11 protein-coding genes are annotated in these 13,766 nt (G+C 63.5%); 2 read left to right on the top strand and 9 right to left on the bottom strand.

Annotated elements, in window-relative coordinates:
• Nucleotides 1–45 precede the first annotated feature (45 nt).
• From mhpT to J2Y83_RS09930, 7 genes are all read right to left on the bottom strand, one after another.
• Nucleotides 46–1,251, bottom strand: a complete 1,206-nt coding sequence (gene mhpT / locus J2Y83_RS09900; RefSeq protein WP_253394831.1) for a 3-(3-hydroxy-phenyl)propionate transporter MhpT — start codon at nucleotides 1,249–1,251, stop codon at nucleotides 46–48.
• Between the two features lie 84 nt (nucleotides 1,252–1,335).
• Nucleotides 1,336–2,346, bottom strand: a complete 1,011-nt coding sequence (gene dmpG / locus J2Y83_RS09905; protein ID WP_247408211.1) for a 4-hydroxy-2-oxovalerate aldolase — start codon at nucleotides 2,344–2,346, stop codon at nucleotides 1,336–1,338.
• Between the two features lie 10 nt (nucleotides 2,347–2,356).
• A complete protein-coding gene (locus tag J2Y83_RS09910; RefSeq protein WP_253394833.1) occupies nucleotides 2,357–3,292 on the bottom strand; it encodes an acetaldehyde dehydrogenase (acetylating) in 936 nt (311 codons plus the stop codon).
• Between the two features lie 32 nt (nucleotides 3,293–3,324).
• Nucleotides 3,325–4,131 (bottom strand): 2-keto-4-pentenoate hydratase, encoded by an 807-nt coding sequence (gene mhpD, locus J2Y83_RS09915; RefSeq protein ID WP_253394835.1) that lies wholly within the window; start codon nucleotides 4,129–4,131, stop codon nucleotides 3,325–3,327.
• 14 nt (nucleotides 4,132–4,145) lie between these two features.
• A complete protein-coding gene (locus tag J2Y83_RS09920; protein WP_253394837.1) occupies nucleotides 4,146–5,009 on the bottom strand; it encodes an alpha/beta fold hydrolase in 864 nt (287 codons plus the stop codon).
• A gap of 17 nt (nucleotides 5,010–5,026) precedes the next feature.
• Complete coding sequence (mhpB, locus tag J2Y83_RS09925; protein ID WP_253394840.1) at nucleotides 5,027–5,980, bottom strand: 3-carboxyethylcatechol 2,3-dioxygenase; 954 nt, start codon at nucleotides 5,978–5,980, stop codon at nucleotides 5,027–5,029.
• 1 nt (nucleotide 5,981) lies between these two features.
• Nucleotides 5,982–7,640 (bottom strand): bifunctional 3-(3-hydroxy-phenyl)propionate/3-hydroxycinnamic acid hydroxylase, encoded by a 1,659-nt coding sequence (locus J2Y83_RS09930; RefSeq protein WP_253394842.1) that lies wholly within the window; start codon nucleotides 7,638–7,640, stop codon nucleotides 5,982–5,984.
• Between the two features lie 133 nt (nucleotides 7,641–7,773).
• Between J2Y83_RS09930 and J2Y83_RS09935 the strand changes: the two genes are divergently transcribed.
• On the top strand, nucleotides 7,774–8,550 hold the full coding sequence (locus J2Y83_RS09935; RefSeq protein ID WP_253394844.1) for a DNA-binding transcriptional regulator: 777 nt from the start codon (nucleotides 7,774–7,776) through the stop codon (nucleotides 8,548–8,550).
• A gap of 24 nt (nucleotides 8,551–8,574) precedes the next feature.
• Here the strand turns inward: J2Y83_RS09935 and J2Y83_RS09940 are convergent, their stop codons facing one another.
• A complete protein-coding gene (locus J2Y83_RS09940; protein WP_253394847.1) occupies nucleotides 8,575–10,974 on the bottom strand; it encodes a DUF3772 domain-containing protein in 2,400 nt (799 codons plus the stop codon).
• Between the two features lie 240 nt (nucleotides 10,975–11,214).
• Here J2Y83_RS09940 and J2Y83_RS09945 point away from each other — a divergent pair, with 240 nt between their 5' ends.
• Nucleotides 11,215–12,732, top strand: coding sequence for a trypsin-like serine peptidase (locus J2Y83_RS09945; protein ID WP_253394849.1), 1,518 nt, complete (start codon nucleotides 11,215–11,217; stop codon nucleotides 12,730–12,732).
• Nucleotides 12,733–12,738: 6 nt separating this feature from the next.
• Here the strand turns inward: J2Y83_RS09945 and J2Y83_RS09950 are convergent, their stop codons facing one another.
• Nucleotides 12,739–13,677, bottom strand: a complete 939-nt coding sequence (locus tag J2Y83_RS09950; protein ID WP_253394851.1) for a LysR family transcriptional regulator — start codon at nucleotides 13,675–13,677, stop codon at nucleotides 12,739–12,741.
• Nucleotides 13,678–13,766 lie beyond the last annotated feature (89 nt).

The following is a 13,766-nucleotide window of genomic DNA, read 5'->3' on the forward strand; positions in this document are numbered from 1 at the left end:
TTGGAGTAACCCCCGCGCCATCGTGGCGCGGAAGTGGAGTGCGAATCAGTCAGCCGGTGAGCGGTTGCGGCGTACCGACAGGTAAAACATCGCCAGCGCCGCAATCACAATGCCGGGTGCCGAGGCCATCATCACGCCGGCGGTGCCCGTGCCCAGTGCGAGCATCTTGCCGGCCACCAACGGCCCACTCATCGCGCCCAGCCGGCCAATGGCGACGGCGCTGCCGACGCCCGTGGCGCGAATTGACGGACGATAGAAATGCGGGGCCAACGCATACAGCACGCATTGCCCGCCCGTGGCGAAGAAACCGGCGACGAAGCCGGCCGCCAGCATGCTGTGCCATTGGGTGGCCATGCCCAGCGCAGTCAGTGACGCGAGAATGCCGAGGTAAATCAGCGCCGACAACGCCCAGGCGGGCAGACGATCCATGACCCAGCCCAGCAACAACGTGCCTGCCGCCGCGCCAAATTGCAGCGCGAGCATCACCCAGCTTGCCTGAGAACCGCTGAAGCCCTGGCCGACCAACAGGCTTGGCAGCCAGTTGATCAGGATGTAAACCACCATGAGCGTAAAGAAGTAGCTGACCCAGATCATCAAGGTCGGCCATGCCGCGCCCCCGCGGAACAGGCCGCTGACCACACTGATCGGCGCGGCGTCGCGCACGCTGCGAAACGCCGCGGATTCCGGCAGATAAACCCCCAGCAGCGGCACGATCAGCAACGGCACGATACCGCCGACGTAGAACACCACTTGCCAGCCACCGGCCAGTTGCGCAATGCCAATGCTGGCCGCCAGCGCCGCGCCCAGGGGCACGCCGCAATACATCAGGCTCACGGCGCTGCCACGTAGGCGGGGGCCAGCCACTTCACTGGTCAGCGCGATCAGGTTAGGCAGTGCCGCGCCCAGGCCGACGCCCGTGAGGCAGCGCGCGACCAGCAGGCTGTTGAAGTCCCAGGCCATGGTCGTGACCAGCGAGAACAATCCGAATAGGGCCACCGAGGCCATCAACACCCGTTTGCGGCCGATCCGATCAGCCAGCAAACCGCCGAGAAACGCTCCGGGCAGCAGGCCGAAAATGCCGGCGCTGAAGACCCAGCCCATGTGTAGTTTGTCCAGTTGGAACGCGGCCGCCATGCCTTGGGCGGCGATGCCCGAGGCTTGCAGGTCGAGGCCTTCCATCAGGGCGACGAGGAAGCACAGACCGATGGTCCGCGCCATGTACAACGGTGTCAGCACGTTTAGCGATGTCATGGGAAATACCCGTTTTATTGTTGTAATGGGCACAGCAAAACCGTCCGGCCGCTGCGTGGGCGACCGGACGGGGGGATGCACGGTTCAGCGTTTGAGCAGGTCCAGCGCGACGTCGACGATCATGTCTTCCTGGCCGCCGACCATGCGCCGTTTGCCCAGCTCGACGAGGATGTCCACGGTCTTCAAACCGTACTTGGCCGCGGCGATTTCGGCATGGCGCAGGAAGCTCGAATAGACCCCGGCATACCCCAGCGCCAGCGACTCGCGGTCGACCCGCACCGGCCGGTCCTGTAACGGCCGCACAATGTCATCCGCCGCGTCCATCAAGGTGTAGAGGTCGGTGCCGTGGTTCCAGCCCAGGCGTTCGGCGGCGGCGATGAACACTTCCAGCGGCGCGTTGCCGGCCCCGGCGCCCATGCCGGCGAGGCTGGCGTCGATGCGGTCGCAACCTTCCTCGACCGCCGTGATCGAGTTGGCCACGCCGAGCGAGAGGTTGTGGTGGGCGTGCATGCCGGTTTCGGTGTCGGGTTTGAGCACGGCCTTGAACGCGCGGAAGCGATCGCGGATGTCCTGCATGTTCATCGCGCCACCGGAGTCGGCCATGTACACGCAGGTCGCGCCGTAGCTTTCCATCAGCTTGGCCTGGGCGGCGAGCTGCTCGGCCGGGATCATGTGGCTCATCATCAGGAAACCGACGGTGTCCATGCCCAGTTCGCGCGCGTATTCGATGTGCTGTTTCGACACGTCGGCCTCGGTGCAATGGGTGGCGATGCGCACCACGCGGGCACCGGCATTGTAGGCCGCCTTGAGGTCATGCACCGTGCCGATGCCGGGCAGCAACAGCGTGGTGATCTTGGCGTGGCTGATCACGTCGGCGGCGGCTTCGATCCATTCCAGATCGGTGTGCGCGGCGAAGCCATAGTTGAAGCTCGAACCTTGCAGGCCGTCGCCGTGGGCGACTTCGATCGAGTCGACCTTGGCCTTGTCCAGCGCACGGGCGATGTCCTGCACGTTCTGCAGCGAGTACTGATGGCGCACCGCATGGCTGCCGTCGCGCAGGGTCACGTCGGAGATGTAGATTTTCTTACCGTTCATGTCGCTCTCCTCAGGCCTGTTGCATCGACTGCGCCATGCGCTCGGCGGTAGCCAAGGCAGCGGAGGTCATGATGTCGAGGTTGCCAGCGTAGGCCGGCAGGTAATGGGCGGCGCCTTCGACTTCGAGGAACACCGAGGTCTTCAGGCCGGAGAATTTACCCAGGCCGGGGATGTTCAGCGGCGCGTCTGCCGGGATCACATCGAACTGCACGTTTTGCTTGAGGCGATAGCCCGGCACATAGGCCTGCACGGCCGCCGCCATCTCGACGATGGAGGCTTCGACCAACGCCTGATCCGCCGCTTCGGAGAGCACAAACACCGTGTCGCGCATGATCAGCGGTGGCTCGGCCGGGTTCATCACGATGATCGCCTTGCCCTTGGCCGCGCCACCGATCACTTCGATGGCCTTGGAGGTGGTTTCGGTGAATTCGTCGATGTTGGCGCGGGTGCCGGGGCCGGCGGATTTGCTGGCGATCGAGGCGACGATTTCGGCGTAATGCACCTTGGCCACGCGTGACACCGCGGCGACCATCGGGATAGTCGCCTGGCCGCCGCAGGTGACCATGTTGACGTTGAGCTGATCGAGGTTCTGTTCCAGGTTGACCACCGGCACGCAGTACGGGCCGATGGCTGCGGGCGTCAGGTCGATCAGGCGGATGCCGGGTTTGATCGCGCGCAGGAACGCATCGTTCTGCACATGCGCGCCGGCCGAGGTGGCATCGAAGACGAAGTCGATGTGCTGGAACACGTCCATGCGGGTCAGGCCTTCGACGCCTTCGTGGGTGGTGGCCACGCCCATGCGCTGGGCGCGGGCGAGGCCGTCGGAGGCCTGATCGATACCGACCATCACCGCCATTTCCAGGTGTTTGGCGTTGCGCAGGATCTTGATCATCAGGTCGGTGCCGATGTTGCCGGAGCCGACGATGGCGACTTTGAGTTTATTCATTGTTATTGCCTCATATGCACGCAAGTCGCCGATCACTCGGCGCGACTGTCTACCGAGAAGTTCACACCAACCCGGCCGATGCCCTCGATCTCGGCCTCGAACCGATCACCGGCAGCGACCGCCACCATCGGCCCCAGCGCGCCGGTGAGAATGATGTCGCCGGCCCGCAGCGGATCGCCCAGGCGCGCCATGGCGCAGGCCAGCCAGACGGCCGCGTTGAGCGGATGACCAAGGCATTCGGCGCCACTGCCGCTGGACACTTCTTCAGCGTTGCGGGTCATCCGCATACTGGCCTGGCGCAGGTCGAGGCCATCGAGACGTCGAGCCGGGCCGCCCAGTACAAAGCAGCCGCTGGACGCGTTATCAGCCACGGTATCGACGAAGCGGATGTTCCAGCCCTGGATGCGACTGCCGACGATTTCCAGTGCCGGCACGACCCAGCCGGTGGCCGCCATCACGTCGGCGAATGTGCTGTCGGCGCGGGGCAGGTCGCGTTCGAGGATCAGGGCGATTTCAGCCTCGATCTTCGGTTGCAGTACGCGGCCGGTTGGCACGGTGGCGTTGTCGCCGTAGCACATGTCGGCAAACAGGGTGCCGAAGTCCGGCTGGTCCACGCCCAACTGGGCCTGGACTTTGGGGTTGGTCAGGCCGATCTTGCGGCCCACCACGCGGCGCCCGTTGGCCACGCCGTGGTCGACGTTGAGGCGCTGGATGGCATACGCGGCGGCGGCATTGTCTTCACCGATCCGCTCGCGCAGCGGCCCGATGGCTTCGCCGTGGTCTTCGGCCTGGCGCAGGTCGGTGGCGAGTTGTTGCAGGGTGTCTTGAGTCAGTGTCATGTCAGCCTCGATGATCAGTGGGTCAGGAAGTCCAGGACCATCCGGTTGAATTTCTCGGCATGTTCCCATTGCGCCCAGTGGCCGCAACGGTTGAACACGTGCAATTGCGCCCTGGGCAGGCCGGCCAGCAGGCGCAAGCCGGTGTCCATCGGCACGAAGCGGTCCTCGCGGCCCCAGACGAGCAGGGTGTCGGCGTTGATTTCGTGCAGGCGGTGGCTGAAATCCGGAAATTGCTTGGGGTTGAGCGTGCTGCTCTTGACGAAGTTGTCCAGGTGATCGCGGCGCGACAGGAGGTTGTCCAGGCGGGTCTGGAACAGTTCGTCGGTGAGGCCGCTGGCGTCGAAAACGAAGACGTTCATCATCTTCTTCAGGTTTTCGATGGTCGGGTCGCGGTACAGCGCGCCGATCAGTTTGATGCCTTCGGTGGGCTGCGGCACGAAGGCACTCGGGCCGCCGGTGCCGCCGCCCATCAGGATCAGTTTGCCGATCCGCTCGGGGTATTCCAGGGCGAAGGCGACGGTGCTGTGGGCACCCATCGAATTGCCGATGATGTGGACGCGGTCCAGCCCTAGCACATCGAGCAGGCCCTTGAGCGCTTGGGCATTGAGGTTCGAGCGCGAGCCTTGGCTGACGATTGTGTCGCTTTTGCTCCAGCCCGGGCAATCCATCAGGATCACGCGAAAACCGGCATTCACCAGCGGTTCGATATTGCGATTGAAGTTGGCCCAGCCGCTCGCGCCCGGCCCGGAGCCGTGCAGCATGACCACGGTTTCGGCACCTTCGCCAAGGTCGTTGTAGTGCAGTTGCAGGTCCAGGTCGCCTTCCTTGATACGGGCAAAGCGGCTGGTGGAGGCTTCACTGAAAGCAGTGGTGGTCATGGCAGTGTTCCTTGAATTCATGGGTGAGGGGTCAGCGGCTGTGCGCCAAGCGCACCGAAACCTGCGATCCACTCGGGAATCGGGCGGTAGTAGCGGCCTTCGGTCTGATACGGGCCGAAGGCACTCAGGGCAGCGAAGGCGGCGACCCAGGTTTTCACCTCGTGGGTCGACTTGCCGGCCAGCGCCGACAACGCGTCATTGCTCAAGCTGTCGAGGTCGCGCATGCGGCCCTGTTCGAGGCTGTCGAGAAACTGCTGATCCCAAGCCGGGTTCAGCGGGTGCAGGCTGTGCGGGTCTTCGACGAAGTCTCGCGCGGCTTGAATCACCCGGTTCTGGCGGGCCTGTCGTTCATCGGCGGGGAGCTGGCGCCCGCTGCCCATCAGACGGTCAGCCATGCGCGCATCGACCTTGGCCAGTTCCGGTACCGGCGGTTGATGGGACAAACCGCCGGAGGCCAGGAACAGCACGCGTTTATCCAGCGCTTTGGCCCATTGGCCGATCGCTTCACCCAACAGTCGGGCGCGTTTGAAACTCGGCAGCGGTACGGCCACCGAGTTGATAAACACCGGAATCACCGGGCAGCGCTGCAAGCCGCCGAGCAACAGTTCCAACGGTTGCGCGAACCCATGGTCGACCTGCATGCGATACGACACCGCGGCATCGACACCGGCATCCAACACCGCCTGGGCGCAGGATTCGGCCAGCGCTTTAGGCACGTCCAGCGGGCCGGCGGCGGTGTCGAAATCACCAATCGCGTCGGCCGCCATGCCGATGCAAAAGGCCGGCATCACGTCGTAGAAAAACCCGTTGTAATGGTCGGGAGCGAACAGCACCACCAACTGCGGGTCGAAGCGCGCGATGCGCTCGCGAGCGGCGTTGATCACGCCATCGACTTCGGCCAACACATGCGGCGCCGGATCGACGTAGCCCACCAACGGCGTATGAGACAAACAATGCAGAAAGGCGCTCATGTCACGCGACCTTGCTGACAACAGCGTTCGCCGAGGTGTGTGGCAGGGCTTTGAGCGCCCGGGCCAATTCATCGCAGGCCTGGCCAACGGTTTGCGGGATGGCCAGCCCGGCGAGGAAGCGGTCCGGACGCACCAGGGCGATGGACGATGTGCCGAGGGCGAACCATTCTTTCAACCGACCGCTGCTGTCACCCACGCGGATCACGTCGTGGCCGGCATCGCTCGGGACTCTGAGCTGCACGTCCGGCAACACTTGGATGAAGCGCGTGCCCAGGGCTTTCCATTGCGCGATTTGCGTGGCCGACAGGCCCCAGGTCGGATCGCAGCCCCAGGCGATAATCGCAAAGTTGTCGCCAATCACTTCATCCAGCAGCACCGTGGTGCCGGCGTCCGTCAAGACCTTGGGCTGAATGAACATCTTGCCGACCGGCGAGTCCTTTTCATTCGGCACGATCAACGCGCCGCGGGTGTATTGCGGCATCGGTTTGAAGCGCATTTCGACGAAGTAGCGCTTGACCGGCGGCAGGTAGTTGAGCAGCCACGACACCCCATCGCGCAGGGTGCCTTGCCAGCGTTTCGGCGGCGCCAACACGTGGCCGGCGAGCACGGAGAGATTGATCATCGCCTTGGCGTGGTCGCGGCGTTCCTCTTCGTAGCTGTCGAGCAGGTTATCGGCGGCCAGGCCCTTGATCACCAGCGCGAGTTTCCACGCCAGGTTCGAGGCATCGCGCATGCCACTGTTGTACCCCTGGCCTTGCCATACCGGCATGATGTGCGCGGCATCGCCGGCCAGCAGTACCCGGCCCTGACGGAACCGCCCGGCCAGACGTGCGTTATGGGTATAGACGCGGCTGCGGATCAGCTCGATGCGGTCCGGGTTCGGCAATACTTTGCTCAGCAGCTTGCGCAGGTTCTCGGGCTTGCTCAGCTCGGTCTCGGTTTCGCCGGGCATCACCATGAATTCGAAACGACGCACGCCATGGGGCAGGGCGGCGGACACGTAAGGGCGCACCGGGTCGCAGCACAGATAGACATGGGGCGTGGCCAGCGGGTCGTTGGCGATGTCGACCACGATCCATTGATTGGGCGCGGTCTTGCCCTCGAAACTGATGTCCAGGCTGCGCCGCACCAGGCTGTTGCCACCGTCGCAACCAATCAGGTAGCGCGCATTCAGGCGTTCGCTGCGGCCATGCTGATCCTTGAGGTTGAGCACCACCGCGCTGTCGCTTTGTTCAAAACTGCCGAGCTCACGGCTGAACAGCACCTTGACGTTGTTGAAGCGCTGCAGGCCGTCGAACAGCACGCGGTCGGCCAAGGGCTGAATGAACGCGTTGCGGCGTGACCAGCCGAACTCGTCGGTTTTCGGTTGAATATCGGCAAAGCAGCGACCCTTGGGGGTCAGGAAGCGCATGGCGTGCCAAGGCGTGGTATGCGGCAGCACCTCGTCCGCCAGACCGACAGCCTGGAACGTGCGCAGGCTTTCGTCGTCCAGGCCGATGGCGCGGGGGTAGTCGATCAGGGTGTCGAGCTTTTCCACCAGGGTGACGTTCACGCCACATTGCCCCAGGTAGTTGGCGATCATCAAGCCGACGGGGCCGGCGCCGACGATGGCAACGTCGGTGGTCAGCTCCAATGTGGAAGGCGTGGGTGCAAGACTCATGGGCATCTCCGTACAGCGTTTTTGGATTTCTTGTGGGGCGCAGTATGGAAATCACGAGGCTGGTGGACAACGAAAACCCCTGCTAGGGTGCACTAGGTGCACAGCATTGATTTTAAAAGAGAATGGAGCGTCCATGAGCGAAACAGAATACAAGAGCGTTCGTGGGCTGATGCGTGGTTTGGCCCTGATCAATGGCTTGAATCGTTTTGATGGCGGGGCCAGTACGGCGCAGTTGGCCGAGCAAAGCGGGCTACATCGGACCACGGTTCGTCGATTGCTGGAGACCTTGCAGGCCGAGGGGTACGTGCGCCGCAGCGAGTCGGATGACAGCTATCGCCTGACGTTGAAAGTCCGCGAATTGAGCGAGGGGTTTCGCGACGAGCAATGGATTTCTTCGATTGCTGCGCCGCTGCTCGGCGAGCTGCTGCAACAAGTGGTCTGGCCCACCGACCTGTGTACGCTGGACGGCGATGCCATGGTGATACGCGAGACCACGCATCGCTTCAGCCGCCTGTCGTTTCACCGCTCCATGGTCGGTCGGCGTTTACCCTTGCTCATGACCGCCACGGGGCGCGCGTACTTTGCGTTCTGCCCGCCGGCCGAGCGCGAAGAGCTGATCGAGTTGTTGATCAGCCGCGAAGATGAACAGTCGGCGCTGGCGGCGGATCGCGGCTTTGTCGATCGGCTGGTGGAGCACACCCTCGGCAAGGGCTACGGCGAAAATAACTCCCATTGGGGCCTTGAGCGCAAGATCGCCGCGATTGCGATTCCGGTCATGCACGAGGAGCGGGTGATGGGTTGCCTGAATCTGGTTTACATCGCCAAGGCGATGTCGGTTGAGGAAGCCGCCCGCCGTTATCTGCCGGCGATGCAGGGTGTGGTGGAGAAAATCAGGGCTCAGTTGGCGTAGGGGTGGTGCTTGGCATTGGGGACTCTAATCTGCCGGCGGCGCTTTTTCCGCCGCCTCATTGATCAGCACCATACTCTGCGGCGAAGACAGCGCCACGCCAAGTTCGCGCAGGCGCCCGAGGACGGTGAACAGCAGGTCGCTGCGGGCTGTCCCCACCGAGCGCGGGCTGTTGACGTAACCGCTGACGGCGATGACCAGTCCGTTGGCGGTCAGGTCCTTGAACGTCACCGAAGGCGCCGGCGTGTCCAGCACGGCTTCGTGTTCGGTGAACGCGCTCAACAGCAGATCGCGGATCTGCAGCACGTCCGTTTCCAGCGGCAGGGTCAGCGTAATGCCGACGACGCCCAGCGCATTGCCCATGGTCACGTTGCGCACGTTCTGGGTGATGAACTGCGAGTTGGGCACGATCACCGTTGAACGGTCGGACATCTGGATTTCCGTGGCGCGCACGTTGATGCGGCGGATATCGCCTTCGACACCCGCGAGGCTGACCCAATCCCCGACCTTGACCGGGCGTTCGGTGAGCAGGATCAGGCCCGAGATGAAGTTCTGCACGATCGCCTGCAGGCCGAAACCGATGCCCACCGACAGGGCGCTGACCACCCAGGTCAAGTTGGTCAGGCTGATATTCAGCGTGGACATCACCACCACTGCGACCAGCACGAAGCCGATGTAACCCACCAGGGTCACCAGCGAGGCGCGCATGCCGGCGTCCATGTTGGTTTCCGGCAGCAGCCGTTCGCCGAGCCAGTCTTTGAGCACGCGCACGCCGAACAGACCGATCACGAGCAGGGCAAGGGCCAGCAGAATATCGCCGGGGGCGATGGTCAGGTTGCCCAGCGGCTTGCTGCCCAGGTCGAGTTGCGTCAGGCCCGCCAGCAGCTCGCCCGGGCTGGAGCCGGAGGGCAGGAACGCCAACAGGACCGCGGTGAACATCAGCAGGGTGCGGCCCACGCCCGCGAGTAGCGTGCTGGCCTGTGCCTGGTGGCGCTCGGACAGGCCCAGGGCCGAACCGAGCGCCAGGCCGCCAGGTTGTTTCGGCGAGAGCAGGGTCTCGCAGAAATCGCCGAAGCAGGCGATCAGCAGATAAGCCGTCGCCGCGACCACGCTCATCCACAGCAGTTTGACGGTGAGGAAGTAAGCCAGGGTCAGGTAGCCGCCCAATAGCGCCAGCAGGCTGATCCCGATCCAGGCCCCGACGACAAACGGAATCAGCCCGGCGACGCCGCTCATGCGCTCAAGCGTGTAGCGGCGGCGGGTGCGGTGGTAACGCAGCAGGGCAAAGAAGAACACCAGCGCGACGGCCAGCGCGGTCAGGCCGTTTACCGCCACAGTCAGTGCCAGGCTACTGTCGATGACGCTGTTGATGCGTTCCTGGGTGCCGATCACCATCAGGGCCAGCCCCAACAGCACAGGGAACGGGCCCAGGGCGACAGCGATCTGGTCGGGGATCTGGGGCAGGCGCCAGGACGGATGCGCACGCATCAACAGGGCGCGGCCGAGGCCGACAATGAAGGCGCAGAACACCACCAGGGTCTGCAATTGATCGAGCAACGTGAGCATATCGGCGCTGGGCACGGTGTCGCGTGTCAGGCCCCAGCGCAGCAGTGAGGCCGCCACGCTGATGGTCAGCACGCTGGCCAAGCCCACCGCCAGCGCCAGCGCGCTGCGTCGCAGGCGGCCTTCGGGCAGCCAACGCACCGTCAGCCGCACCAGCGCGTGCTCCAACACCCGTCGTCCCGCCACCCAGATCAGCAGCGCACTTAACAGCATGCTCACGAAAAACCAGCGGTTTCCCGGCGCCACGGCGGTGTCCGTCACGCTGCGTGCGTCGACGTACAGGCTGCGTAAACGGCTGAGGTCGTCGTCGGTCGGGCGGATGATGTTGGACCAGAACACCACACTGATCGGGCTCGCCGAGCGGGTGCTGATCTGTGAGTCGAAGAGGCTGCGGCGCAGGCTGAAGATCTGCACGGCGAGGTCGCTGGCTGATTGGCTCAGGTTGCTGGCCTGGCGCTGCTCGGCGAGCAGGGCGTTCTTCTGCCGGGTCAGTGCGGTGCGTTGCTGGGTGAGGCTCGGGGGCGCATCGGCCTGTAGCGGGCCGAGCACGTTGAGCTGGTCATCCAGGTGTTCAAGATCGATGGCTTGTTTGGCGGCCAGGGTGTCGGCCTGTTTTTGCACCTGCAAGGCGGCCTGGCGCAAGGTCGAGAGCAGGTCGTCATTGGCGCTGCCCGAGACTTTCTGGCGGATCAGGTCGAGTTGCTCGTTGAGGTCTTGCACACTGGCGTCTTCAGCCAGCAGCGGCACACTGCGCGGGTCGCTGGTTGGGGAGGGCGCAGCCTGCACGAGGGCGGGCAACGTGGCGCATAGCATCAGCAGGGCGAACAGCCCGGTGAAAAAACGGCTCGTGGTGACTCTGTGCATGCGTTTGCCCTTTGACCGTTGCGCAAAATGGCTAAGCGTTACCACTCTATGAGGCGAAGGCAAGCCATTCGTGCGAATTTTTTGCGGAAGCCAGCCGGGCAATCGCGCGTAAGTGCTAGATGGCAGACTCTTGGATAACGTCGGCATCCGCCACGGTCTTCCCCTATCTATGTAGGTCACCCGTTCGCCAAGCCTCAAGTACGTTCGGCACTCCCCCTATTGCCATACGGACGCTCGATCATGCTGACCCGCTGTATCTTTCCCCTTTTGTTACTGCTGTTGCCTTGCCTTGTCGGCAACACCCAAGCCCAAGCCAGAGACCTGGCCCAGGGCCTGAGCGACGGCAGCGCCTCTATCGCGCTGCAGAATCGCGACCAGCGTTATGCGTTGTGGTCCGGTATCGGTTTGTTGAAAAACGCTATCGGCCAAACCTGCACCGCAGTGCTGCTGGATACCCGCAACCGCCAGGGCAAGGCCGTCGGCCCGGCGTATGTCTTGACCAGCGGGCATTGCGTGTACTTCAGCTTCGGCACGGCCCATATCAACCAAGCTATCGAGGCGAGCATCACGTTCAACTATTTCCACGATACGCTGGCGCAACAGCGCACGTTTCGCATTAAAACGGCGCATTGGACCAGTATGGTTGGCACTGATCTGGCGGTGCTCGAGCTGGATACGTCACTCGCCCACCTGATCACCGACGGCATCATGCCGCTCAAGCTCGCCACCCATCAAAGTACGGGGGAGCGTGAGGTCGTCAATGTCGGTTCCCCGAGCGGCTTTCGTCAGAAGGGCTTGCGCATGAGCGCCTGCAAGGAAACGCCGACCAACAGCTTTGTCGAGCATCCCGGGGTGTTTCCCGGCGCCCTGAAAAACCGCTGCAATGACCTGCAGTACGGCAGTTCCGGCAGCCCGATGCTGGACCGGCATACCAACGAAGTCACCGGCATTGTCAGCAAAGTCGCCGCCGTCATCAAAAAGGACATCCTCAACAACTGCCAGAACGTCTCGGCGTGTGAAGCGGCCAAGTTCAACTACAGCTATCCGGCCAACGACTTGCACCGTTGTTTTGTCGAGGGCCAATTCTTGAACAATACGACGGATTGTCAGCTCAAAGCCGTTGATATCCTCCTTGAGGAGCCCTGGAAGCTGAACCCCTATGTCCATATGCAACTGGGTGAACTCGGGCAGAGTGTGCAGCCCACGTGGAACATCCGGTTCTCGATCCAGGACCCGTTCTATCGCTTCAAGGCCGTGCGCAACGTCAATGAATGCAGGTTTCCCAGTGGTTATCAAAGTGCGACAGCGTCAACCGAGGGCTACATCAACCAAGCCATCGGTCCGGCGCTGGGCGCTTATGTGCTGTGCATCATCGGCGTCCAAACCCCCGGCGAGGCGTTGACGCCGGCCTTGCTGCACAATGCGTTCACCCATTCGGTGTTCTTGACCGACCCGGCGCCGGCCCCGCGCATCGGCCTGAACTACAGCGTCAACTGGGACGACCCGCAAACCGCGTTCAGCCATCATTACTTCTATGTGGACACCTCGGCTGAAGCCACCTGCCGTGACACCGACGACGTCCGCTACCTCCTGGCCACTGGCGGTACGAACTACCCGGTCTCGCAACTGCCCGTCACCCTGTGCAGTTTTGCGCGTAACCAGGCCGGGCAACCTTCGGCCATACGCACGGATGTCATCGAGCGATCCGCCTACCTGCCGCCCACCCAAACGCGCCAGCCGGCACCTGCTGCACAATGAGAGCGGTCAACCTTCGACCCGAAAGCCCCCGGACAGTTTTTCCTTCAGATAACCCACCAACGCACTCACGGATTTGGGCACATGGGGCGAGTAGGGTCGAATCAAGTAAATCTCATCGGCAAACGCGCCCTTGAGCGTCCAGCCCTTGAGCACCTGCACCAACGTGCCGCCGGCCAGTGCCGCGTGGGCGCTGAAGTCCGGGAGCAGGGCGATGCCCAGGTGATTGAGCGCCGAGTCGCGCAAGGCTTCGCTGTTGTTGGTGGAGAAGCTCCCGGCGATCGGCACGGTGACCCGCTCGAGCTTTTTGCTGCCGCGCTCGAAGGTCCAGGCGGGCTGATCGGTGCCGCGCGGATAGTAGAGGCAGTTGTGCGCGCTGAGGTCACCGGGCGTGCGCGGTTCGCCGTGGCGTTGCAGGTAGTCGCGGGTGGCGACCAGCACCGAGGTGGTGTCGCACAGCTTCCACGCCACGTGGGTTTCCGGCACCTGAAAACCGTGGCGCACCGCCAGGTCGTAGCCTTCGGCAGCCAGCGAACTCAAGGCATCCGACACATCCAGCTGGATACGTACCTGCGGGTACCGCTGCAGGAATCCCGACAGGTGCGGCACCAGTTGCTGCCGGGCGAACGCGACCGGTGCGGTCAGGCGTACCAGGCCGCGGATTTCCCCGGCGGCGTCGCGCACCGAAGAAAAGCTGCGGGCGATCTGTGCGTAGGCGCTGCGCACGTCCCGCGTCAGTGACTGCCCGGCGTCGGTCAGGCGCACGCTGCGGGTGGTGCGGGTGACCAGGCGCGTGCCGGTGGCTTTTTCCAGGTCGCTGATGCGCTGGCTGACCGCCGACTTACTCACCCCCAGGCGCGCGGCGGCGGCGGTGTAGGTGCCGTGTTCTTCCAGCACCGAGAGCCAGTGGATGTGGGTCCACAGCCCTTCGATCTCAGACTTTTCCATGGGCTTTATTGTTCGCTTTTGAGGACAATCAGTTCTGGATTCTGCTCTGGTTTGGAACAAACCGAAAGCCTATCGTGTGTCCCAACGCT

It is taken from the genome of Pseudomonas marginalis (assembly GCF_024169655.1).
GTDB classification, from domain to species: domain Bacteria; phylum Pseudomonadota; class Gammaproteobacteria; order Pseudomonadales; family Pseudomonadaceae; genus Aquipseudomonas; species Aquipseudomonas paraveronii.

Excerpts from the sequence above, each read along its gene's own strand:
- mhpT (WP_253394831.1), bottom strand. The coding sequence starts at position 1,251 with ATGACATCGCTAAACGTGCTGACACCGTTGTACATGGCGCGGACCATC.
- dmpG (WP_247408211.1), bottom strand. The coding sequence starts at position 2,346 with ATGAACGGTAAGAAAATCTACATCTCCGACGTGACCCTGCGCGACGGC.
- J2Y83_RS09910 (WP_253394833.1), bottom strand. The coding sequence starts at position 3,292 with ATGAATAAACTCAAAGTCGCCATCGTCGGCTCCGGCAACATCGGCACC.
- mhpD (WP_253394835.1), bottom strand. The coding sequence starts at position 4,131 with ATGACACTGACTCAAGACACCCTGCAACAACTCGCCACCGACCTGCGC.
- J2Y83_RS09920 (WP_253394837.1), bottom strand. The coding sequence starts at position 5,009 with ATGACCACCACTGCTTTCAGTGAAGCCTCCACCAGCCGCTTTGCCCGT.
- mhpB (WP_253394840.1), bottom strand. The coding sequence starts at position 5,980 with ATGAGCGCCTTTCTGCATTGTTTGTCTCATACGCCGTTGGTGGGCTAC.
- J2Y83_RS09930 (WP_253394842.1), bottom strand. The coding sequence starts at position 7,640 with ATGAGTCTTGCACCCACGCCTTCCACATTGGAGCTGACCACCGACGTT.
- J2Y83_RS09935 (WP_253394844.1), top strand. The coding sequence starts at position 7,774 with ATGAGCGAAACAGAATACAAGAGCGTTCGTGGGCTGATGCGTGGTTTG.
- J2Y83_RS09940 (WP_253394847.1), bottom strand. The coding sequence starts at position 10,974 with ATGCACAGAGTCACCACGAGCCGTTTTTTCACCGGGCTGTTCGCCCTG.
- J2Y83_RS09945 (WP_253394849.1), top strand. The coding sequence starts at position 11,215 with ATGCTGACCCGCTGTATCTTTCCCCTTTTGTTACTGCTGTTGCCTTGC.
- J2Y83_RS09950 (WP_253394851.1), bottom strand. The coding sequence starts at position 13,677 with ATGGAAAAGTCTGAGATCGAAGGGCTGTGGACCCACATCCACTGGCTC.